The organism is Halobellus sp. H-GB7, from assembly GCF_030848585.1.
GTDB lineage: Archaea > Halobacteriota > Halobacteria > Halobacteriales > Haloferacaceae > Haloquadratum > Haloquadratum inordinatus.
This window is the reverse complement of record NZ_JAVDDW010000011.1, coordinates 73,104-96,728: the sequence shown is the minus strand read 5'-3', so window position 1 is coordinate 96,728 and position 23,625 is coordinate 73,104. Positions and strand designations below refer to the sequence as shown.

At 53.3% G+C, this 23,625-nt stretch carries 22 protein-coding genes; 9 read left to right on the top strand and 13 right to left on the bottom strand.

The genetic code is table 11. From position 1 onward, the window contains the following. The first annotated feature begins 1,365 nt into the window (after nt 1-1,365). Complete coding sequence (locus tag RBH22_RS15300) at nt 1,366-2,352, top strand: HNH endonuclease (protein ID WP_306678095.1); 987 nt, start codon at nt 1,366-1,368, stop codon at nt 2,350-2,352. 589 nt (nt 2,353-2,941) lie between these two features. Here the strand turns inward: RBH22_RS15300 and RBH22_RS15295 are convergent. The 7 genes from RBH22_RS15295 to dctP form a co-directional block, all read right to left on the bottom strand. Beyond that, a complete protein-coding gene (locus RBH22_RS15295) occupies nt 2,942-3,970 on the bottom strand; it encodes a Cdc6/Cdc18 family protein (protein WP_306678094.1) in 1,029 nt (342 codons plus the stop codon). A 333-nt stretch (nt 3,971-4,303) separates the two neighbouring features. Next, on the bottom strand, nt 4,304-5,308 hold the full coding sequence (locus tag RBH22_RS15290) for a putative sulfate exporter family transporter (RefSeq protein ID WP_306678093.1): 1,005 nt from the start codon (nt 5,306-5,308) through the stop codon (nt 4,304-4,306). A 78-nt stretch (nt 5,309-5,386) separates the two neighbouring features. Then, a complete protein-coding gene (locus tag RBH22_RS15285) occupies nt 5,387-5,752 on the bottom strand; it encodes a Rieske (2Fe-2S) protein (RefSeq protein WP_306678092.1) in 366 nt (121 codons plus the stop codon). A gap of 5 nt (nt 5,753-5,757) precedes the next feature. After that, complete coding sequence (locus RBH22_RS15280) at nt 5,758-6,861, bottom strand: amidohydrolase family protein (RefSeq protein WP_306678091.1); 1,104 nt, start codon at nt 6,859-6,861, stop codon at nt 5,758-5,760. 611 nt (nt 6,862-7,472) lie between these two features. Next, complete coding sequence (locus tag RBH22_RS15275; protein ID WP_306678090.1) at nt 7,473-8,750, bottom strand: TRAP transporter large permease; 1,278 nt, start codon at nt 8,748-8,750, stop codon at nt 7,473-7,475. Further along, nucleotides 8,751-9,299, bottom strand: a complete 549-nt coding sequence (locus RBH22_RS15270; RefSeq protein ID WP_306678089.1) for a TRAP transporter small permease — start codon at nt 9,297-9,299, stop codon at nt 8,751-8,753. It abuts the gene before it with no gap. 20 nt (nt 9,300-9,319) lie between these two features. Then, nucleotides 9,320-10,555, bottom strand: coding sequence for a TRAP transporter substrate-binding protein DctP (gene dctP, locus RBH22_RS15265; protein ID WP_306678088.1), 1,236 nt, complete (start codon nt 10,553-10,555; stop codon nt 9,320-9,322). 236 nt (nt 10,556-10,791) lie between these two features. Here dctP and RBH22_RS15260 point away from each other — a divergent pair, with 236 nt between their 5' ends. Beyond that, complete coding sequence (locus RBH22_RS15260) at nt 10,792-11,391, top strand: hypothetical protein (RefSeq protein ID WP_256290920.1); 600 nt, start codon at nt 10,792-10,794, stop codon at nt 11,389-11,391. Between the two features lie 5 nt (nt 11,392-11,396). Here RBH22_RS15260 and RBH22_RS15255 read toward each other — a convergent pair whose 3' ends face one another. The 5 genes from RBH22_RS15255 to RBH22_RS15235 form a co-directional block, all read right to left on the bottom strand. Further along, nucleotides 11,397-11,822 (bottom strand): hypothetical protein, encoded by a 426-nt coding sequence (locus RBH22_RS15255; protein WP_306678087.1) that lies wholly within the window; start codon nt 11,820-11,822, stop codon nt 11,397-11,399. Nucleotides 11,823-12,639: 817 nt separating this feature from the next. Beyond that, nucleotides 12,640-13,185 (bottom strand): dihydrofolate reductase family protein, encoded by a 546-nt coding sequence (locus tag RBH22_RS15250; protein ID WP_306678086.1) that lies wholly within the window; start codon nt 13,183-13,185, stop codon nt 12,640-12,642. 384 nt (nt 13,186-13,569) lie between these two features. After that, on the bottom strand, nt 13,570-13,767 hold the full coding sequence (locus tag RBH22_RS15245) for a hypothetical protein (protein ID WP_306678085.1): 198 nt from the start codon (nt 13,765-13,767) through the stop codon (nt 13,570-13,572). 124 nt (nt 13,768-13,891) lie between these two features. After that, nucleotides 13,892-14,014 (bottom strand): hypothetical protein, encoded by a 123-nt coding sequence (locus RBH22_RS15240; RefSeq protein ID WP_306678084.1) that lies wholly within the window; start codon nt 14,012-14,014, stop codon nt 13,892-13,894. Continuing rightward, nucleotides 14,011-14,325 (bottom strand): hypothetical protein, encoded by a 315-nt coding sequence (locus tag RBH22_RS15235; RefSeq protein WP_306678083.1) that lies wholly within the window; start codon nt 14,323-14,325, stop codon nt 14,011-14,013. Before RBH22_RS15235 ends, RBH22_RS15240 begins: the two co-directional genes overlap by 4 nt. Before the next feature lie 144 nt (nt 14,326-14,469). On the opposite strand from RBH22_RS15235, the gene RBH22_RS15230 reads away from it, so the two are divergent. Further along, nucleotides 14,470-14,703: a response regulator of citrate/malate metabolism gene (locus tag RBH22_RS15230; RefSeq protein WP_306678082.1), complete on the top strand. Its 234-nt coding sequence runs from the start codon at nt 14,470-14,472 to the stop codon at nt 14,701-14,703. Here RBH22_RS15230 and RBH22_RS15225 read toward each other — a convergent pair. Then, a complete protein-coding gene (locus RBH22_RS15225) occupies nt 14,682-14,927 on the bottom strand; it encodes a MarR family transcriptional regulator (protein WP_306678081.1) in 246 nt (81 codons plus the stop codon). The two genes, RBH22_RS15230 and RBH22_RS15225, sit on opposite strands and share 22 nt — an antisense overlap. A gap of 1,151 nt (nt 14,928-16,078) precedes the next feature. On the opposite strand from RBH22_RS15225, the gene RBH22_RS15220 reads away from it, so the two are divergent. The 6 genes from RBH22_RS15220 (at nt 16,079) to RBH22_RS15195 (ending at nt 23,371) form a co-directional block, all read left to right on the top strand. Then, complete coding sequence (locus RBH22_RS15220) at nt 16,079-16,975, top strand: hypothetical protein (RefSeq protein WP_306678080.1); 897 nt, start codon at nt 16,079-16,081, stop codon at nt 16,973-16,975. Between the two features lie 827 nt (nt 16,976-17,802). Further along, nucleotides 17,803-18,423 carry a class I SAM-dependent methyltransferase gene (locus RBH22_RS15215; protein ID WP_306678116.1) on the top strand — a complete coding sequence of 207 codons (621 nt, stop codon included), beginning with the start codon at nt 17,803-17,805 and terminating at the stop codon, nt 18,421-18,423. A gap of 1,327 nt (nt 18,424-19,750) precedes the next feature. Continuing rightward, on the top strand, nt 19,751-20,296 hold the full coding sequence (locus RBH22_RS15210) for a hypothetical protein (RefSeq protein WP_306678079.1): 546 nt from the start codon (nt 19,751-19,753) through the stop codon (nt 20,294-20,296). Between the two features lie 144 nt (nt 20,297-20,440). Continuing rightward, complete coding sequence (locus RBH22_RS15205) at nt 20,441-21,661, top strand: hypothetical protein (RefSeq protein ID WP_306678078.1); 1,221 nt, start codon at nt 20,441-20,443, stop codon at nt 21,659-21,661. Between the two features lie 749 nt (nt 21,662-22,410). Further along, nucleotides 22,411-23,034, top strand: coding sequence for a hypothetical protein (locus tag RBH22_RS15200; protein ID WP_306678077.1), 624 nt, complete (start codon nt 22,411-22,413; stop codon nt 23,032-23,034). A gap of 4 nt (nt 23,035-23,038) precedes the next feature. After that, nucleotides 23,039-23,371 (top strand): primase-like DNA-binding domain-containing protein, encoded by a 333-nt coding sequence (locus RBH22_RS15195; protein ID WP_306678076.1) that lies wholly within the window; start codon nt 23,039-23,041, stop codon nt 23,369-23,371. Nucleotides 23,372-23,625: the final 254 nt, after the last annotated feature.

Below are 23,625 nucleotides of genomic sequence, written 5' to 3'. Positions count from 1 at the left end.
TTTCCCGGCCACCTCCTTCGATTGAGCTGTATCGATCGCCGAGCACGTCGCACCGGCCGTGTGCACAGATAGCAACGTATGCCACTCGCTCAACTCCTCGAACAGTACGTCAGTCTCGGTATCTTCGTCGACGGCCACCGACAGTGCCCCAGCACGATATCAACAGGCACCGGATCGAATCACAGCGTGGCGACACGGAAACGAAACGACAGTTCGGGTTGAATCCAGAAACAAAACTGACATTCGACAGGTGAAGTTGCTCAACTCTTCGGTCCGGCTCAATAGGTCCCTCCACCGGCAACTCCTCTATAAATACAGCACACGCCGGAACGCGACCGTCAAGACCCTCTCCCGGAACGGTACCACCTTCTACCGTGTGCAGGCGAGCCTAAACGACACCCATATCGCATCTAACGCCTCGATGACGCTTCTCGTTAATCAGGCGGGGTACGTCACGCGGATCGAAACGAGACAAACAGTCGCGTACCGCTCTGGCCCACGCGTGATTACGAGAACAGTTCGGTTTGACCGAATCGGTACGACGACGGTTGCATCTCCCTCGTGGGCGGAGCGTACTCGCGATTGACATCCTCCCGGCGCTAAACGAGGCTTTCGCCTCGAATTTTCCGTAATGTCTGGTCCTGCCGAAATGCCGGGACCGGGACTCCCACACCAACGCCGGCGACAACGCCAATATCGACGCCAACGTCAACACCCGTTCCTGATGGTGGTTCAGCAGACGATGCGCTGCGTGTCGCGGAGATCCACGCCGACGCCGAAGGGAACGATCACGAGAATCTTTCGCGCCGAAATTTCGCTCCCAACTGTCGGTGAGATGGTCGGAGTCCCCGCCCTCGGTCTGCGAAGAGTGCTGTCACCCCTATGGGACTATCCCAATTCGATTCCGTATGGGGTATCTGGGGCCTCTGGGAACCCATCGTACGGCTCCATTCCTTCGTGGCAGCAATTCCACGCACGCATCTCTGCGACGAATCGAAAGACCTCCTTGTCAATCGGGATGTGCTTTTCTCCGTTGTCGAATGTCGTTATCGGCACGTCGAACTCCGAGTCATCTGTCTTGTGGACCGTAGAACAGGTTGTACACATAGCGCGCCAGCCTCGACCAACAAGAACACCGTCTTCGAACGTTTTGAGCTCTCTCGAATTTTGTACTATGTCGTGGAAATGGTAATCCACCATTCATTTTGAGGATTCGTGTGTTCTCAATATTACTTCTGTGGTGGCAGATGGGGGTTGCACTACAATCTCCAGTCGGTGACCGAACCGATAGTTGCTGGCTAAATCTGTTATCAGCCCGCTCTGTCTCAGAGAAAGAATCATACAGCCCCGCTGTCAGGCCTTCGTATGCCAACGGATCGACTCCGCAGTATCGTCCCGATGTTCGGCGGCGGGACGCGGTACGTCGAAACGCTCAATGCGATTCTCGAATTCGTCGACGCCCACCACCCCACAACGGACGAACTCATCGGCTGGCACCGCGGCGCGTTCGCGAACGTCTCCAGCCGCGATTCGATTATGCGGCGCGTCAGCTATCTCCAGCAGGTCGGGTTCCTCCGCCAAGCCAACGACCACTGGGAACTCGGCGATGCCGGCGGCGAGTACACTCGACAGGACGATACCACGACACTCCTCCGGATTATGTGCGACCGGAACGTCGGCCTGCGGAGCCTCCTTTATGCGCTCTCTGCGGGTCCGATGACGCTCGCCGAGATCAGCGAGCAGCAGTTGCAGACGCATCCCGAACTGGGCTGGAGCCCCGGGCAGACCGATATGGCCCGCCAGCGCGTGAACTGGCTCCAGAGTATGGGCCTGATCGAGAAGCACGACGGTGCGTACGCGCTGACCGACGAGGGGCGCGCGTTTGTCGAGGACGCGGTCGAGGACTGGGCTGATTCCGACTGGACGCCGCAGATCGACGACGACGAGATGACCGCCGCGAGGTATCAGACCACCACCTACGCTCGCGTCGTTGACCCGGAGTTTCGTGCGACCGTGCTCTCGCAGTACGACCGAACGTGCCCGATCTCCGGCGTCGATCATCCCGGCCTGATCGACGTGGCGCACGTCCTCTCGTGGAGCGACTACCCGAAGCACCGCGCAGATCTAGAAAACGTCTTCCCGCTGAGCAAGACGCACCACGCCGCCTTCGACCGCGGGCTGTTCACCATCGATCAGGACTACCGCCTCCTCGTAAATCCCGAATTCGAGACTGAGAGTGCACATCTCCAGCGAACGATTCTCGATCGAGCCGGCGAGCGTGTGCCCCGCGTCGACGGGAGCGTCGATCCCGACTATATCACGCAGCACAATGCGGCGCTAGAGTGGGTGTAAGTGCTCCATGAGCAGAATACTGGAATGTTGTTCCCGACAGTAGAATTCGGTGTCAGCGACACCTGATGTTAATTGACTGTTTCTCCGATGTACTCCAGCGGAGGTACTGCGTCTGGGTCCCAGAGTCGATAGACGCCACCGTGGTCGGGGAGCGCCCGTGCAGACTCACCGAGGCCTATCGGAGTGGACCACGACAGTCCCATCGGTGCTGGTGAACTCTGTGACTGCGGGCGACATCGAGACGGTCGTCGTTGACGGCGAAGTCCTGATGAGAGACAAGTCGGTCGAGTCTCTGAATGTTGAACGCGTACACGCAGCAGCAACCCGGAACGAGAACGCCTCCAAACGCATACCGGTTGGGAAACATCTCTCGCCAGCAGCACACCGCCGGCAAAATTGATACTCCGGCGTATCTCTGCTCGGCCTTTACTTCGGGCCGTGAATCAGTATGGTCACGGCCTCGTTCACCGATATCTTTGATGTATCTCGACAAATATCGTTAACGCGTACAAGTTGATCATCGCGGTGCTGCAGCACAATATGTGCCAGCTTGCCGACTTTCTTCTGAAAGCGCAAGTTGACCAACAATTCACTGCATCGGTGACGCGGCTGCCGAATCGACGAGTGAATACTCTCGATCCCGGCTTGTCCCTTTCGCCTCAAGGAGGTTGTACTGTTCCATCTTCGAGAGATACGTTCGGACGGTCCGTTTCGTCCGTGGGTCATCGACGTCCTCGGTATAGCGTGCGTGGATTGCGCTCGGTCCGAGTGGGCCGTCTTCGCGAACGATATCGTAGACGACCCGCTGGTGTGGGGTGAGTGAATCGAGGCTCTTCTGCTTGATCTGGGTGCGAGCGTCCGCGGCGGCGTCTCGAAGGTTGCCGTCGGTAATCCGCTCGTGGTTCTCGCGGTCGGCCTTGCCGGCGGCCGTGCGGAGGATGCCGATTGCCAGGCGGGCGTCGCCGGCGGCCGCATCGGCGATCCGATAGAGTTGGTCGTCAGTGATGACGTCCGCGTCGAGGCCCCATTTCGCCCGAGCACGCAGGATGTCGAACAGCTGCTCGTCGTGGTATTTGTCCATACGGACGTGTTCGCTGGAGCGCAGCCGGCTCACGAGGCGTTCGTCGACGCGGCTGAACAGTTCCTCTTCCTTGTTCGCGATGCAGATGATCGCGAACTGCGGGAGGCTGTGCAGATCGTAAATGACGCTGGGATCTTCGAGTTGGTCGGCTTCGTCGAGGATGACGACGGTTCGGGGGCCGTCGTGTTGCTGGAGGCGGTCGACGAGTTCGTCGTGCGGTGTTGACTGTCGGTGGATGTCGATGGTGGCGCCGAGGTCATCAAGGATCTGATAGAGCGTCCGGAATCGGGTGTAGTTCCGCCAGCAGTTCACGTAGGTGGTCTCGACGTCGAGGACTTCCTCCCGAAGGCGTTCGGTGACGAACTTCGAGATACAGGTCTTGCCGGCGCCGCTGGGTCCGGTGACGATGGCCGTGTCGGCGGGTTCGCCGTTCGTGATGGGTTTGAGGACGCTTGAGAGGTGGTTGACTTCGGCGTCGCGATGCTCAACTTCTCTGGGGACGAATCCGGCGCGGAGGACGCGAGCATCGCGTATCATCTATTGTTGTCAGATTGGTTTACGGCCAAATTATAAAATATTGAGTGGGTTGTTTCCGGAAATCGACCTATCTGATTCCTGATTTTCGTGCGAGGTAGGTCCTGTCGTGCGATTTTCGTCTGTGGACGACTATCGTTTCTGGAAACTTCCGGAATTGGCCTACGAATCGACAATGGCCAGTTACCCCGGTTACGTGCGCGCTACGTCTGGGCCTTGCCAGTCCTCGGTGTTGGATTCATTTTGGGAGATATGGTTACACCATTTCTGCTTAGCTTGACTGTTCCGCCCATACATATGATGTAGGCGGCTGTGAATATGGTCTGGTTCTGGAATTTAGAAGGCAGTATTGAGAAGCAGAAGTGAGGCAATAGAAATTAAAAGGAGACTGATTAAGCCCACGATCAGCGGGACGAAGCCGGTTTGTCGAAGGTTGTGAGGATGGATTTGGATTCCAAAGCCGGCAAACGCTAACAGAAAGAGCCATTCAGAAGCGCGGGCCAGAACATCGATGAGCGGTGCTGGTGGTTGTACGACATTTGTCAGAAGTATCATACCGAGGAATCCGAGTACAAACTTCGGGAACTGCTTCCAGGCGTCACTAAGCAAGGATGGAATGTCGATATCATCACCGAAGTCGATGTACCGGAATGCATATGCAGTTGTCACAATCCCGATGAACATATTTCGAGTTAATTTGGTGAGCGTCGCCCACTGACCAGCGCTATCGGCATACGCAAACCCAGCCGCTGCGACGGGGCCAGTGCTGAACATACTCAAACCAACCCACACCCCGAAGACATTTGGAGCAAGATTGAGGAACCGGCCGAGCGGAGGAAAGACTAGAATAGCTACAGTGTCGAAAATTAGGACAGTAGCAATCGCGTATGCTATATGATCTTCTTTAGGGTCTATACTACCAGCGACAGCGGCTATTGCTGAGGTGCCGCAGATAGCGATACCAGCAGCAAGGAGAGAGGTGAATTTACTTGGTAAGCCAAACCCACGCGCAGACAGCAGTTCGACGACACCGAGGGAAAGAAGAATAACAAGAAGGACAAGCAGGACAATACGTGGTCCAGCAGCAACCACATCTGAGAGTGTGAATTGAACACCCATCAAAACAATTCCAGCTTTAAGACACGGTTTATAGATCTGAAGTCCGGTCTGTGTCTGTTGGTCGAGCGCGACGAGGTTCGTGAGAAGAATTCCAATGAATACAGCCACCAGCAGTGCGGGAAGAGGAACGACGACGGTGAGAAGTTTGGCGACGAGTGCTGAGGCTGTGAGCAGCGCTAACCCACGTACCAGCTCTGGTATCGAATAACTCAAACTGTGCATCATTCCTTTAGTTCAGCGGTGAAAGAATGGGTCCAGAGCTTCGAGCATAGATGATGACTCGGAGTATTATTACAGAGCTTACAGCTCAACAATAATTTCGTCATCATCTACCGTAACAGGGAACGAGAGGAGGTCCGACCCTTGACGAGAAAGACACTCACCCGACTCAATATCAAATTCCCATCCGTGCCAAGGACAGTTGAGTATCTCCCCTTCTCGGGTCCAGTTGAATGTCGTTTCCAAGGTGTCCTTATCGAAGCACGCCTCGTTCGTACCTGTCAGTGGCCCACCACAGATCGGACCTCCTTGATGGGTACACCAATTGAGATACGCGAAGTATGATCCTTCCCGGTTGAAGACAGCAACCTCTCGACCTTCGAGTTGTACGATAACCCGCTCTCCTTCTTCGATCTCGTCAGTCGTACCGATTACGTGTTCGCCCATAGCAATTAGATATTCAGGTTCAGTAGGTCGGCAGCATTCTGATGAAGGACCTGTTTCCGCTCGTCCGCCTCGAAATGCCGTCGGAGGTGTTTGTCTAGTGCTTCCGGATGGTCAAAGTCCCAGTGGGGATAGTCACTCGCAAAGACCAGTGATTCAGCTCCGATCATATCAATCAGATCAGACATATCCGAGGGGTTGTTTGGCTCGCCGATCGGCTGACTCGCAAACGCAAACTGATCACGAATATACTCTTCTGGGCTTTTCTCTAAGAGCGGGGCCTCGCTCCGTCGGATGGAGACCTCTTTATTAAGCCGATACATCATATATGGAACCCATCCAAGCCCTGCTTCTAGGAAGAGGAAGTCCAAATCCGGGAATTTTTGCGGTGTTCCATTCACCAGCAGACTTGTGAGAGTCAGCATTTGGCTCCACGCGTGGGCCAGCACGTGCGTAGAAAGGAAACGCTCTAGAGACTGATTCTGACGCGGGAACTCATACATAAACCCATTTACACTGGCGTGATACGCAATGGGGAGATCGTTCTTCTCCGCAGCCCGATAAATAACGTCATAAGCGGAGTCACCCAGAGGCGGATTAGGACCCGTGCTATGGATATATGCACCAACAATTTGATCTTCATCTGCAAGCCGCTCGATTTCTTCTGCAGCTCGGTGTGGCTTCTGGGACGTCAGAGTCGCCATCCCATAGAAATGGTCGTATTCATCTAGGAATTGATCCAATAACAAGTCGTTGTATGCCTCCATCAAGGCAACAGCGAAGTCAGATTCAGGCAGTCTCGTGATGAGAGCGAAGGTGTTTATTATTGGATAATCGACATAGAACTCCTCACAGAGAGATTCTTGCAACCGTTCTGCTGTAGAGACATTCTCTAGTTCTTCTTTTTGATCGATCTTGCCGAACAGAGTCCGGTCCCACCCGTCACGCGGAAGTGGACTTGTAATTCGAGTTGATTCTAAGCGCTTGGCATACGGGTCGTCGATATACGGCCGGAGTTCGTCTGGCGCGATCGCCAAGTGGACGTCAGTATCGACGAGAGTTTCTTGTTCGAGGATGGCGGGTTTATCATCCGCTGAGGTACTTTGTGACATTGTTTACTTTACAGACAATTGCTTTCAGAAACTGTACTCGACTGGGTCACGGAAGGAGCAAACTGATCTCGGTGCCAGATACGGTTGCTGCAGCCATTGAGAGGCTTGCACTGGTTTTCTGCACGTGGTAACTGAAGCCGTGACATACAGAAACAAGATATAGCTAGATTAATATAGTACTTTTTCTACAGAAACCGTTTAGATATACAGAATATGTATATTTAGTCGGCACCTTGGGTATACACAAATAAAGAATTCATACGAATCGATAAGGACTCTAGTCAGACACCAGGCATCGATTCAGCTACCATCGAACGGAAAGTTTCAGCGGAACATTCATAAACGGTGTTTCCAGATTTGGTTCGGGACCGCCCGATCTCAAACAGCAACTCACCATCCGCTTCAACGCGCCACTCATCACCATAGCGAGTGTCTCGGCCAATCAGTCGGATCTCACAGTTGCACTGCTCTTCGAGTTCCGGAATCACGTTATGAACGTAGATTCCGTCACTGAACCGTGGCGGTTCATACGGTGGGAGGCCCAATTCTGATCGCAGCTGCTCGTTTTTTTGCCACCAGTCTGGATGAGAGTTAGAGGGCATCTATGGATGTCAGGGGAACGGATTCGCGCCAGGGAACGCGAAGAAGAAAATCCAAACCGCGGTCAGTGTCGCCAAATATGGCAGAGCTGCACGCGCTACTGTCGTATAATCGAGATCAGTAATACCACTAATAATGTAAAGATTGAGTCCGTAGGGAGGAGTGATAAATCCGATAGCATCACTTATCATAAATATTACACCCCACATAATCGGTGAAAGACCAAGGTGTGCTGCAGCAGGAGCGAGAAGCGGAGCGGTAATAATCATATTTGGGACAGATGCAAGTACTGAACCCGTAAAGAGCATAATCAATACCATCCCAAGGCCGATGAGTATCGGATGCTGTAGGCCGATCACCGCATTGGCGATTACATCCTGGAGACCGAGATACGAGAGGCCTTGTTGGACCATCGCTGAAGTAATAAATACAGGAATGATGACTCCCGTCAGTACGACGGCACTGAGGAGGACATTCCAGAGTTGTCCTACGCTTTTTATTTGCTTTCCAGCGGCACCAGCAACGAGTAGGTACGCGAGAGCGACGCTAGCTGATTCTGCTGGAGTGAAGAACCCAGCATAAATGCCACCAAGGAGAATCACGATGGCAAAGATAGCCACGTTAGCATCCCAAGCAGACCGGACAACGTTCACTAAGCTGGTTGTTTCCGACTCACGTCCGTAGCCGCGTGAATACGAGAGATAGCTTGAGACCACTGAGAGTCCCCCAAGCATAAACAGCCCCGGGACGAGCCCAGCAAGGAAGAGATCAGTGACGGAGACACTGAACGTAATGCCATACAGAATAAAGAGCACGCTCGGTGGGATAATGATGCCCAGAGTACCGCCAGAGGCAATCGTTGCGGCGGCGAAATCTGGATCGTAATTTTCTTTTTCTAATTCTGGTTGAAGAGCTTTCCCAACAGAAGCCGTGGTCGCAGAGTTGGATCCCGTGATCGCAGAGAACACTGCACACGTGTAGAGTGCGGTGTTTGCGGTACTTCCCGGGAGACGTCCAGCAAATGACCGCGTGAAATTGATTATGTCCCTGGATATGCCAAATTCGTTGATCAATGCGCCGAGCGTGATGAACAGCGGAATTGCGGCGAACGGGAAGCTATTGAGTTGCTCGTACGGGACGATCGCGATATTTTGGACGGGAAGCCGTGATGCGAATAGACTGAATCCGATCGCCCAGTTACTGAATACGAGCAGTACAGGAACGCCAACCACAAAGAGAATGACACTCAGGAGGGTGAGCAGAACGATGATTTCGATATTGGAGAGCATCTACATTTCACCTCCAAAGTTGGTGCCGATCGATATCTCTTCCCCAGCACGATATCGAAGAGTAACAGTCACCATCTGCTGGACGACCCGGAGCAATATCAGTGAAAACCCAACAGGGATAGAGGCATACAGCAGATGCTGTGGAATTGGTGTCCCAGAGATCACCGCACCGGCCGACATATAGTTCTGGGTGACCTCAAGAGAGAAAACGACAACAAGCCCTGCGAGAAGGAGCCAGGAGACCCATTCAAGCCAGTACACGACGTACGTCGCACGAGGCGAAAGGTCCTCAACAACGAGTCCGAATCTGATGTGATTGCCTTGGTGGATGACATACGCGACGCCTAGCCACGACATCCAGATAAAAAGACCAAGGACGACATCTTGGCTCCAAATGAGGCTTTGCTCCGTGAATGTCCGCAGGAGGATATTGACAAGGATGACTGCCGAATAGACAATCAGCATTGTCACACCGACATATCCTTCAAATCGCTTGTTGAGCAAACTAGTCGTCTTCGAGAGAGTGGTATCCGAATTTAAGTAGGACATCTGTATGAAGCAACCTCGGCCTATATTTCGTCGATGTAATCGTTCCACCACGCATCGATAGAGAAGTCGGCTGGCTTCTCGGGAACAGAACTCGACCGCGCGGTGTCCCAGAGATAGTTGTGGAATCCTTCGTCCCACAGCGAGACTTTGTCGATAGTCCGGCTATAGAGATCCTTGTTTTCCTTGGCTGAAACAGGCTGTTTCCATTGCTCCAGTTCAGCGTCGGTCAAGGTGTTTACTCGAACCCCATTCTCTGCGAAGCCAGAGCCTTCTGGTGGGGGCGAACTCTCGCCCACTCGCTTGTTAGCGACCTCATCGGACAGCTTTACCACATCCTCAGAGACCGATTTGGTCACAGAAGCGAGGGTGCTTCGCTGCTCTGTGGAGAGCTGTTTCAGCCAGTCCACGCGAGCATAAAGGAGCGCTGTCGACGCGGACCACTTATTGAGGATCACCTGATCAATAACTGGTGCCATTTTGAACGCGACAACGACTGACGAGAAGGTCTCCATTCCGTCGACGACACCGGATTTCATACCCTGGAGCGTATCACCCCACGGGAGTGTAACAGGAGACCCACCCCATGTATCGAGCGCTGTCGACGCGATCTGGCTATACGTTCGGCGGAGTTTGAGCCCCTCAATATCACTAGGCGTTTTCAGCCGCTTCGACGCGTCGTATCCTTTCCCGATGTAGAGGTGGCGATGGAGAGGAGGATGGTCAATATCGATCGGGACAACACCGTACTTTTTCGCGAACGGAACCCAGTAGCGCTCCCAACTTTCCTCGGTAAACATTGTATAGGGGAGCGAGACCTTACTTGGGAAGGTGTACGGAAGGAGCCAGATGTCGTTTTCCGGGAAGAATTTTGTCGAGTTCCCCATCGAGTTCGACCCGACAGGGATAATCCCACTGGAGACTTTGGCACCACAGTTTGATTCACTGCAAAGCTCTCCGCCCCCAACGACAGAGACACCAAGAGAGCTACTTCGCTCTTCTAACCGCCGTTTGAGCTCCCACATTGAAAAGGGTGCTACGGAGTCCCAGTCGTTGATTTTCTTGTTTGGGGTACCTGCGACCGTGAATTCAAGACTGGATTGACCGCCACTGTCTCCAGTAGTTCCGCTGTTGCTTCCAGAAGTTGCCGTTGAGCCTGTTTGTGCTGCGTTGCTTTGTGACCCTGTACCCAGACATCCAGACACGACACCAGCAGTACCGATTGCTGCCCCACGCGTGAGGAGTGTTCGTCGATTCATAACACGGGTAGTGTTCACAATAGTATAATTGTTAAATGTATGTTCGCTACAATCGTAAATATATACAGGTACTGTAAATATCACTACCCAAATCAGCCGCATACGAATATAACTTCATAGTCAATCAGGATAGAAAAGCACCGGATTCGTATTTCTTTGGTCTCTCTATCCCCCAAATTCGGGTATTTAAGACACTGGCACAGGGTTTATTTATAATACGAAAGTGTGCAAGAGGTATGGATAAAGAACGCCACCTTGAGCGGGATCGGGGGATGTTGACGAAAAAAGATCGAGAGTACCTTCTCGGAGAACAACCTGACATCAACGAACACACTGAAACACAGAAACGTCACCGAATTAGAAAGCGAGTCCGCAATGCGCTCCTTGATTTCCCATTGCTCCGACATATGCAGACGCGGGATCGAAATCTGATTTTTGAAGATCTGAACGTTGGCGAAGATGGTCCCTCCGGGGATGTGGATCTGTATTACTCTATTGTCGACATGATCCAATTTGCATACATCGGGCTCAAAGAGCAAGATGCAGATGCCAAGCGACCAGTCGCGTCTGCAATTTGGAATGTTGAATCAGTATTTCCACAGATGTACGAGGATGAATGGGTCGACGTGGAAGTAGACATTACGGTCGACATCAAGGAGAGTGTTGATCTTGAGGCTGCAATAGAGAAATTACGACGGGGGGAAGATATCACGAGCGGTGAGGCTTGGGCACTTCTGGACGCTGGGCGTATCACTCCCAACGAATTCAAACAAATATATGAAGGGAATGGCGATATCGACCTAGACGTTGTGCTGCGACTACTTGACGCCTACTGAGGCCTCTAGTGCTGGTTCTTTCGACGGCTGATGATTTCCGTTAATTCCTTCGCTGTAATCTGTTCTCTATTCACGGATTGTATCTGACTGTGGGCAATCTCTAGTTCCTCCTCCAGTTTGCTATTTTGTTTCCGTTTCTCAGTCAGTGATTCCCGCAATGACTCGTTCTGCGACTTCAGTTCCTCAATTCTGTCAGTAACTTCGTGGAGCTCATCCTGCAACTCGACATTCTTTTTCTCTAAACGACTAATTCGGGATTGAGCTTCCGCGTACCGTTCCTGTGAGGATTGTCCACCGCTCATCGTTTGAAGATAGTCCTCGATCGCGTTTCTGACGAACTCCGACTTACTATTTGGACCGTGCTCCTCTTCTACCGCACGCTCGATATCCGTGTGTTGGGTGTCTGTGAGGCTAATCGTAAGTCGGCGCATTGAGTCACCAACTAACGTACTGAGTGATAAAATATGATGTTGTTTCACCCTCCTTGTGTTATCTGAATTAGGTTAATGGTGGGATACCTCTCTTGGTTAGGTAAACTAGACCGCTTGTGCTATGGCTCCCGGTAGATAGTAAGCCTGCACGCTTGGCTGTTCAGGAGTGGTCTGAATCAATTACTTACGGAGGTGGCTTGAGGAGTAGCTGCAGCCTGAAGGACATCCGTATCGTCGGGAGCCACCAGCCGGATCAAGGTCAACGTCTCAGCCAGGACGACGGCGATCGTGGGGATGATCGCGTGTCTGATCACACTGGTGTAGAGCCCTAGTCCGTCCGCGTCAGACGGTTATGAGCCACCGCCGTCTGCTGTCCGTGAGGGAGTAGAGGAGGTGGTTCCGGTCCCTGCGTTCCCGTTTACGGAGCCTGACTACCAACTCCTCAAGGCCCTCGGGTACATCCACGAAGCGCAGCCCGACGCTAACAAACACGTGTCAGCTATGACAGCCGTGTGTTGATTAGTGACTCCCCGTCGGACCCCTGAATCGAGCCGTAACCGATACTGATGTCTCTAATACATACGTTCAGAGTGTCAGGGGGATCTCACACTCTAAAATCTGATTCACTCAGTGCAGACGAATACCCTATGATTGAGCTATCATCTGCTCAGAATCTGTTAGAAATGGGCTGCTGAATGTAGAGGCCGTGTGTAGCAAGCGAATGGCAGTTGTTCCATAGCCTCGGAATCGAAGTTGACCGTTTAGTTGCTGTGCGTATCGAACGGCAACCTTCACGCGAATATGTGGAAAAGATCTACTACGTCTCGTAGGTTAGCACTGCAAAAACGTCGCCGTATCTCTGCACGCCGACCAGTTCCAGCGGCGATTTGGCGATGTTGCGGGGCAGGAGTGGCGCACCCGATCCGAGCGTGACGGGAGCGATACTGAGGATTATCTCGTCAACTAAACCGCGATCGTAGAACTGTCCGACGAGTTCACCGCCCCCGACGAGCCAGACGTTCTCGCCGCCCGCCGTTTCGACCATCTCTGCGTGAACCGGCTCGACTTCGCCCTGCACGAATCGGATGTCAGCACCATCGATCGTCGGCAATTCCCGACTACTGAACACCCACGCTGGAACATCGTACGGCCACTTTTCGGGTTCTTCCGATAGGTTCTCGTGCTCAATGATCCACTCGTACGTCGTCGAGCCCATAGCCACAGCGCCGACTCCCTTGATGAACTGGGTGTACAGATCCCCCATTCCTTCGACTTCTCCGAACTGGAAGAGCCAGTCGAGTGAGTTACCCTCGTCAGCGAGATAGCCGTCGATGCTCGTTGCGGTGTAGTATTGCGTCTTCATCTCCGTAACCATCGTTTTAGGCAGTCTACGGCAAATACATACGGTAACCTATCCCTCGACAGTACGCCGACTTCGCCTCGAACGTATGTGAATACGGGCAATCCGTACAGATGAACTATCGGTAGGACGCCATCGTGAATTTCAGGAACGGTACCAACGTCGGGACAGGCCGAATCACTGTAACCGATACGCGCTCTGCATTCAGCACGACAATCATAATACCTCTCTGAATTGGTAGAACTCCGACCAGTCAAGTCGCGATCCCATTCTTAGAGTGATTCAGTTGTGAGATTGTGGACTGAGTACCGGCAATAAAGCACCTACGACGCCCTCCAGAGTATGTAGAGGGTTTTCGGTAGTCTTGAAATTCGAGCTACACTACAGCTAGCCGCACTCGTGCACAGCGATCTGCCCGACCAACCCTCGACGTCCACAGTTGGGGCACTCGATCTGCTCGGGCCACGGAAGAGCCTCGATCTCTGCCAGAGCGGCCTCGATATGCGCCTGCGCGTCCGGATTCTCCGCTCGCGTCGCAGCCTGTGCGAGATGCATCAAAGTCTGGGCCTTCGGAGACTCGCTCATCGCTGCACCTCTCCAAGCTCACGCTGACACCGCACACACAGTTCGGGATCCGACGGTCCACGCACCAGCAATCGCCCGCAGCCAGCACAACTGCCACCGTAGATCCGCGTAGGTGTCTGCGCGCTCATCGTCGCCCCTCCAGTAATCGCTCGCGGCGCGCGTTCCGAACCGGATCAACGAGCCATAGTGTCGTCACGTCGGCCTCGAACTCGTAGACGGCCCGATCAGCGTCGGAACGGCTACTCATTCCGAGACCCTCCAGACTGGCTCGGGCGCGCCTAGATCCACCGAAACCTCGCCGCGGCGCTCTCCAGTGGCCATATCGATCCTATTCACGAGCAGCACCGACACGGCGTCCGCCCACTCACCGGACGCTTCAACCGCGTGTTGCGTGCGCTCTCCCTGGAATGTCTTCACTGGACGGGTGCCGCGGTCGTCGACGACGATCGGTTTTACGCGATCGCCGACGAGAATCTCATCGCCGACGTTGACGTCGCGGATGTCGGTGATGCGTTCGTGATCGGTACGTTCTTTCTGTTCAGCGTACTCGGTTTGCATTGGGATTCCACCTACGAGGATCCCAGCTCACCTGTTGCACCAGGTGGGCATCTTCTATAAGATACCTAATGCTAGGACTCTCTATTGTTTCGTAACAACCAGAGCACCATAAGAATTTTGTTTCAAAACAACTTATCTGGAGATATGATCGCAGGAAACAAGAAGAGAGATAGCAAGATCGATCTATACGATATTTTCTCAGAATCATCAGATCCTGTGCTCACCGCTGTAGAGGTGGGCGATGAACTTGGAATATCCCAGCAAGCAGCACACTCGCGGTTATCTAATGCGCACGAAAGCGGTGATATAGAAAGGAAAAAGGTTGGATCAAGGGCGGTCGTATGGTGGTTGCCAGATCAGGACTCAGAATCCGCGTAAACTCTCCTTCCCTCGACTGTGAGCCACCAAACGACAGCTCGAGAACCCACAGCCTTGCTCTCTACTAGACCTCTCTCTTCCAAATCTTCGAGCTTAGAGTGAGCTGCTTGCTGAGAAACCCCGACTTCCTCCGCGAGTTCAACAGCAGTTACAACTGGATCTGGAGATAGAATCATTTCTCGGATGTATTTGACATCGCTCTGCTTGTAATCGACGTCAGCCATTACACCATACTCACACAGGTGAGGGCTTGTAACACGGGGAATACGAATCTCTGTTTCAAGACTGTATGTTACGAAACAACTAAACTGCAGGCCACATTATGAGGAGTTATGCGACGCTACGAGCGGATTTGGCGCGCCCACGAAAACGCGCCAACCGGGGTGTAGGACCGGCCGACGCTTGTGGGGTCGTCCATCGAGTACGACAATGTCGAAAATATCGCGGATCGTCAAAAAACAGACGGTCACGAACCCAGCCGCACAGCCAACTAGCACCACCGATACTGTAATCGTTACAAGCCCAAACGTCGAACGGGACGGCTCAAAGAACGTCGTCTACCTGCGCGCACGCGACACGGACGCGCCGAAACCACGATATCGTTTCGCTGCTCGCGACGTCAAGCGAGAGTCCCCTAAACCCCGTACGAGTACGCAACTGATCACGGCCGGTTCACTGGACTCCGAACTCGCCGGCCCGCTGGTCAACTGTGACCCTCTTTTTCGTCACCCGACTGGATGCGGGCAACACCGTAGCGCTACGACTCGAAGTTCCCCTTCTGAGGCTTGGAGGTGAGCGTGATGACTGAACTGAGTGTGCGAGACGTGCTTCGATTACAGAAATCCCAGCTGCTGACAATAAGTTTACATATGTTCCGTGTATTGCGGCCACTGCGGGGAGCTCAGAGGCACACCCGGTTTTTCAACCCCGTCTCCCCATCCTCGAAGACACCCTCTTTGAGGTATTCCTGTTCTAGTGGCAATGACACACTGCCCGGCTCGCCCTGCTCTCTGCGATATTGGGGCCTCCCCGAGCAACCTACCGCCGATATTGTCCACGCTATCCCTGCGGCTGGCTCTAAGGACATCGACCCCCGGCGTCAGAGTGTGTGGCTCAAGGACCTCGATGCGGCGACCAGCAGCCACCGGAAGCCCTGCGATAACCGGTATTGCTGTATCGAATGTATGAGCCCCGAGGCCACAACCGAGTTCTCACTCGTCTCTGCAGCGCCACCCAGCGTCGCAAATCCGACCTACACCATCACTGAGAGAGACGCTGGTGAGTGCTTCAAAACGAACACACGCACGGGTGGACGGCAAGTGCCGACGCTGCCCGAGCCAGAAGATGCTGGAGCCGTTGAGCCACGACACTCGCGATGAGCACGCACCAATCGGACGGAACTGAGATGTCGGGCGTACAGCACGCAGGCCAGACGGTCGAAATCGACGCGACGCGATTCGAACAGCTAGTCGATCGCGTCGACGAACTGGAAGCAACAGTCGACCGCCAACAGGAACAGATCGACGAACTTGAAACAGAACGGGAGCGCTTACAGGGGCGGGTCAGCGAGCTCGAAGCGGACCTCGACGAACGCCCGACTGTCGAACTTCGCGGTGAGAATCCCCTCGCGGATCTGTTTGTTAACGGGTTCCCGCTCGGTCGAACGATCAAAACCGTTCGGGAGCGGCAGAGTAAGTTGACGGAATTGCTGACGGGGGAGCCAGCGACCAGCGACCGACTTGATTTCGAGGAGTTAGTGATCGAGCACGCTCCGATTCTTGATGCGACTACACATATCCCGGCGATGCGTCGATTACTGATCGGTGCGGGCCACGACGAAAGCCCTACGAGCGTGATGAAGGGGTTCCTCAAGGATCACGGGTCGATCAACGCCATCATCGCACGGCTATCGGATCTCGATGCAGACCTCAAATCCGAGCTACGGGAGTACATTGATCGGAAGGTCGGCACACTCCAAGGCAAACACACCGCCTTGATTCGAGAGCTTGCAGACGAGACTGGCGTTGAGTTGACCGAGGTCAAGACTGGTGACAAGGTAAGTCGCGTCATCACGGACGGCATCGATGCCGTCGAGAACAGCCCGACGAAGCGCCAGCGCCGTGCGGAGCTCGTGCTCCAGAACATCGACGATTGGAGTACGTCGACGATTGGAGTACGAAAACACACATTCGGGCCGGGCGATGTTACCGCCTTGAGCGCCCGGAGGTACAGCGCCTTCTCAACGCCACCGACGATGTCGATATTACACTGACCAGTAAGACGACTGGGGACGTCTTCGACGCGATCGAGCAGCTCGTCGAGGCGACCCCACGGATAATAACGCGTCGGCACGAGGGTGGCTCAGAGGCGCTCTACCTCGGACGTAGTACACAGGACTCGAGTAGGGATCGAGTATGACCCTGAGACATCTTACAGTCGTCGTAAGATCGGTCCGAGAGAGTGGCTGTAAGGTTACTCCTGTGCGTCTCGGTCAGCACGTCCGTTCCACGCGCAAAACCACCTCCGAAAGCAAATTAGGCTGTATTCACACTCAACGCGCTTGTGTACGCCTGTTTCGCTAGTTGCACGGCCGTCTTTTTCTCCCGTCTAGACGGGTTACAAAGACGTGGTTTCGCGTCTTACTACAACTGTAAGATCGGGTCGTGTCTTACCGTGGGAGTCACGACGAGAGCTGGGACATCCGACGATGGTCCGTAGCGGGGTCGTCAGATATCGGAGACCGTCACCGAGGCCCTCGCATAGCCGCTCCTTCCGGCCGAGCGGCTCGGTGGCCGCGACTCCGTCGGTGTACTCTTGGGCTTCGTCGGAATCGTCGTCGTCATCCGTCCAGATCCAGCGAGTCTTCTTGATTCAGAACTCCTCGGGAAAGTGCTCTTCTTCGTCGGTGTGGTCATCGTCGAACTCGGAGCCGTCCTTGTCCGACGAAGCCGGACGTCTATGCCAATCCCAGCGCCCACCGGCTAGGCGATGGTGGTCGAGGAGACCGTCCGCATCGTATTCGCACTCGCAGTCGGCGAATCGATTGCGAGCATCCGACGCTACCCACGACGTTTTATGCGTTCACCGGAGTCAATACACGTGGACCCTGATACCGTCCGAGACACGTGGACAAACCGGCCGGGAGAATACTCCCCTTCCTACTACGCATATTACGGTCCGGATGAGACGAGTACGTTGATTCACGATCTCCTTGGCGGTTACCTAGATCGTGACGCAGCCATCCTCGAGCTGGGATGTGGTTCGGGCCGGCATCTTGCACACCTCGCCGATCACGGCTTCGAGAATCTCTCGGGTGTCGACATCAATGCCGAGGCATTCGACGTGATGGAGGAGCACTACCCCCGACTCGCTACGGACGGCACATTTCACTGCAGTCCAATTGAGGATATTATTGAGGACTTCGATGACGGAGAGTTCGACGCGGTCTATACGGTTGAAACGCTCCAGCACCTGCATCCCGATGTCGAATGGGTCTTCGAGGAAGTGGCTCGAATCACCGACAACATCCTCATCACGACGGAGACTGAGGGACCAATTCACGAGTCCTCGTCACCCGACGCCGACGTGAATTATGTCGACGACGACACCCCTCTATACTACCGGGACTGGAGTCGCATCTTCACCTCGCTAGGGCTCGTTGAAGTTGATACGGTTCGTGGTGACAGAGACACTACGCGGGCCTTTCGTGCATCCCGCTAACGGCCAGTCTCGTCGCGGTTTGAGCCGAACGATGGAAAGATGTCGTTCCATCCTAAAGCAAGTCTGACGCTCTCTCTACTGTCGCAGACTGAGGATGTGATAAATGGAACCTCACACCTGATGTAGGGTTCTCACAGGACAGACGAATATCAGTACCTCACAAAGCACCCTCAGCTAACTGTTTCTGATATCTGAATTCGGTGTCAGATCGGTTGTACTAACAGCCTCACCGAAGGAATCGTGGTCGAATCGGCGGAGAAGTGTCGCTGTTGGTGGCAGTCAGCCGTCGACGCGACAGCGTTGCCACTCCGAGAGGGACTCACTCGGTCAGTGATTACTGGTGGAACCGATCGTCAGATGGTCTATTTGCGGGGACGGCTTGACGTACCGCGAGGGCCGTCCACACTGCCCGGTAACATATCGATGAACTCCTCGAAAGGCCACCATCTGAGGCGATGCCCGCCTCGGCGGGGCGTCGCTACGTACCCCCAGTGCAAATACTGATCAGACGTTCTGAACCAGCAAGCTGAGAACTACGAATACAGCCGTCTTGCCGGATCTTGTGTCGCTTTTGAGATAGGTCTTGCCTCGGAGAGACGGTAGCTAGCCTCGATCCCAAATCATTTGCTGTAATGTGATCGGGCTTGCGATAGTTCAGTGATGAACGGCGCGTCGACGGCGTGAGCGGTCTGCATTAGAGTGCACATCCCAACAAGCAGACGTTCTAACCAACCGGCTGTGTGACGTACTGAGCCTTCCTCGACCGCTTCGAGGATGTCCAAGCGAGCGTCGATTTCGTCGGCTGTTTCTTCGAGTCAATTGACGGTTCTGGCGGCTCAATTCGTGCTTCCAGTAAAAGAACTGATATCAGATTTTCGTAATCATTGGTCAGAAAAGCTGAAGACATCCTCACGAATGTGACTAGATAGAGATATAATGGTATCAGAGGTGAAAGTGGCATATTCTTGTATTTTGATCGGCCTCTTGGCCGTTTTAGTCTCGTCTGGTGTCGGTGCAACTACATCCTTGGGAGACACCCTGGATTCCCAAACCCAAGTAGAAACTCAGGTGGGGGAAAAATCTAGTCGGGTTATCAACATCTCGACAGAGAAAGCATCGATATATCTCTCTTCACAGCAGTTAACGGTCGAAGACGGGGAATCTGCAAATTTTCAGTTCAGTGCGACAAACTTTGTGACAAATAAGAAACAAATGACTGTTCAGCTCATCATACAGGCCCCTAGTGGGGTATCTGTAACGGGTTAGTGATGTTGATGAAGGGGGGAATCAGTTAGTTACGACTGATACCATCGCGCCTGGCGATGAGATGGGAGTCAGAGTATCTATCGATCCCGAAGCTGCTGGAGAGTACCCTATCACAGCAAAGGCAGTGTATTATTTCGGCACAGACCGTTCGAATGGTGGTGGGAAAGAAGTTGAGATGTCTGTCGTGCAGCAGCCGCCACCAAAATCACACCAAGAGAAAGCGGTCACTGGATTGTCTTCTACTGTGGGCGCCCTTCTCTCCTATCCAGCTAAACCATTGCAAGTTGTCCAAGGGGCGCTCCCTCCAGAAACAACTCCTCTGATGCCGGGTCTTCCGAGCCCCTTGTTTACCATCCGTCTCAACATCATCTATGGGTTTATAAACTTCTTGTCAATTTGGACCCTGTCGATAATGATACTTGACACGACTGATGGTGGTATAGAAGACGGCGGTGTTGAGTTAACGATGATACTTGCAGGACTCGTAGCGCCAATTTTGATGTTGATTCAGGGCACCCGGTTGTTCCTCGCACTTTCTATTCTGCTCGTGCTGGTCGGGATATTGATATTCCTTGGACTGGGGCTTTTTACCGCTATCGTGGACTGATTGGTGGCGAATCGTTCGTGGAACGCGGCTCGTCAAAACTATCGGACAGCACTTGCCGTTCGGTTTCGTCTGTTGGTTGATCTGACCCTACTCTAGTCTAGTGACGAATAATTCAAGTGGACTCACAGGCTGGGTAGTTGACATATGAGTGATTCCCTAACACGGCGGCAACTACTCAAAACGAGCGTCGGTGGTCTGGGTGTACTGACGTTTTCGTCACGGGCAACTGCCCAATCAAACAGACAATTGACGCGGTACGAAGCTGACTTTCTCCGGCGTCACGCGAACATCCGGATTGGGATATATACTCGATTTGCTGATCGATTTCAGTTAACAGACGAGATGCTTCTAGAGCAATTCCGAGACAGTCTTCCTCTCGGGGGTCCGCAAAACCTAGCTGATGTCAAGCTACGTGACTTATTCTTATTTACAACAGATCTCGTCACGAAAGGGATTGTCGGTGATGCACTAACTCTAAAATGGTATGAAGATACCCGGGCGAGATCACAGATTGCTCGGACCTATGATCAAGGGATGATTATCGATGGCCCCGCCTCAGCACGTGGCGGCAATAAGTCGGCTAGTAGTGATGCGGCCGAAGAAAATCAAAAGCTAGCAGAGAGTGCGTTGAATGTTGCCACAGCTGCAGACACCTATTATTCGTCGCCGTCAACAGCGAACCGCCAGCGCGTATTAAATGCAATCACCGATGAGTACAACGCGCTGCGATCACACACGGATACGATACAGGACTGGAGTTCGATTGATCCAGATGATTACCAGTTAGCAGGCGAAGGGCCAAAGACGGTCAAGCAGGTGGCGATATCAAACGTGGCAGCAATCTCTGGATTCCAAGAGATTCTGCAAGGTCACAAGACTGCGATTACATCAGGTGGGTCTCAGCTGCTGCTTCCACAGTTCTTGGAAAATTATGAGACAAATATCGAACTCGTTCGTGATCAAATACCTGAGGCGATCCGCGGACTTGTCTTTGGTGATCAAGTGAATCTTTACTTTATGCATCAGCCTGGATCAAGTGACCGTGAGGATGTCGAATTTGCTGTGTACGTCTCCACTGGATCGGATGGAGAGATTGAAGAATATGCACTTCTCCCGCGAGATGATACCGATGCGAATATCTACACGACTGAACAGAAGTTCCGTGAAATTGTCACTAGTTCAGACCCAGGTAAAGCCGCTCAAACAGCACTAGAAGAAGACACACTCCGTATTAGCGGTCAAGGACTCAGCAATGACATCAAATACGGCGCCTCCGAATGGTTCGCTGAGTCTGGCCAGGATCTTATTGATGGTGTTTCTGACACTGTTGATGACATCTCTGACAGTATCAGCGGATGGTTGTAAACTACCATCCCCTACTTCGCTCAGGATCTAAGGACCCGCTCGCTCGTTGAGGGAAGCGCTCCCTGCGGATACCCATTCGGTATCTGCAAAGCGCGTCGTGGAAACGGGACGCCTCGGGGCTTGACTCCGAGGCGATTTACGTCTGATTCGCTTTCGAGAAACGTGAAATAAAAATCGTATCAAGTACTCTATAGTAACCTAATACTGGGGAAACTTCACATTGGCGTACGTGTAGCATTCATTTGATGTTATCAGATACAGTGTATCTGACAATACCGAAAAAAAAAAGCGGCAAGGAAGATCACGGCCAGCGTCTCTGAGCTAAAGACAACAAAGAAATCAGATGACAAAATCGTGATTGGAAAGGATGCCTACAGAGGCGGATCGCACACTCGGGCAATACTCGAGGATTATAAGTTCAAAGGTGAAAAGGTTGAGACACCAGATGGAAGCCTAGAAACTGGCGTTCTCGGAACCAAAATGGAGTATGACCGGAAGTCCTCACATAACTATGGGCGTGAGCACGTGACGCTGTTTCAAAATATATCGAAACGGGCTAGAACGTCAACCACTCCGAGATCAAATCCCGAGGGACTCTGCCCTGATGTCTGTAGATCTTGCCTATCTCGTTGCACTATTTCGGCCACTGTCTGATTCTGTGCAACGAACAGCCAGACGCAAAGGCGACACATCCCGATCTTGACGAACCATTTGCTATTGAGGCCGAAACTACGACGCCAGATAATCCAGTGAAGGTGCTCACCAACCTCAGAAAAGCCCAGGACGGTGAACACATTCCGCTGTTCGTGGTCCGCCCCGGCAAGACGGAAACGTACTGGGCTGAACGGGTTGAGCGAATTCTGTCGCCGCCGGTTCAGCAACTCTCTAGCGGCAAAAATCGGTTCTATACTCACGACGAGAACCTCGCGGTCGGCGGTGGAGCGACCGAACAAGGTGGCGTAACGGCTGTCAGACCCACCGCCGGTGAGACTGACACAAGACGCACAGTCTGGGAACGTGAAGATGGCGAGCTTGTACTCACAGATAGCGCTGGGTCTGAGTACGTCCGTCTCTCGTCACTTGCGGATGCATCGAAAGACCGCGTTCCAGCCACCTATAGCTACGATTACGCAGCGGATGAGCACGTCGTGTACGAACACGGTGAGCAGTATGTCTACGACTCGAAAGACGTGTTTGAGTCCGACTGGGTGCGTATTAAGAAACCATTCGTCCCTGAAGTCGAACTCCCGACACCTGAATACGGTCCCGAGTCCTACGCGATCGTCATCCTCTCCAACGGAGATGAACCGGTGGTCTACGACGCCGGAGAAACCCACTCTGTAGAAACACTATTCGAGACAGACAACGGGTGAAGATGTGGACTCTGCGGGCACACAGAGTGAAGTCACCCAGCAATCAGATCTAGTGCCGATCGAAGAGATCGCAGATGATCCGGATGCAGTCGTTGAGCGGTTCGTAGACCTCTACCTCATCGAGGACGCTGAAAGCTCGGTGACTTCGAGAGCGGTCTACGAGCGCTACGACCACTGGGCTGAACAAAATGATCTCGATCCAGATAGCAAATCCTGGTTTGCTCGCCGGCTCAGTAATCACATCACATTCGAGCGAACGACCCGTCGCGACAATGGCGACCCTGTTCGATACTACGAGGGACTCGCACTCGACAGTCACCGGAGTGTGGATGAGTAATGGTGGCGCTCACGGATCCGTGCCATTCTGGCGTGTACAGCAACCTCAGGCAGTATACCGGGGGATTCTCTCTGTGTTACGGCATCGACAGCAACGTTAGCTCCGAAATCTACGAAATCGACAGACAGCGTCGTGTTACGCCATCCGCTGAGATTGCCGTAACGCGAATGAAGCGGTGGAGCGTTGCCGTGCGCTCCCCTTGGACGTTCTCGATCCAGACTTCCGCGGAAGTGGCATCCCCGTTACGGCAAAAA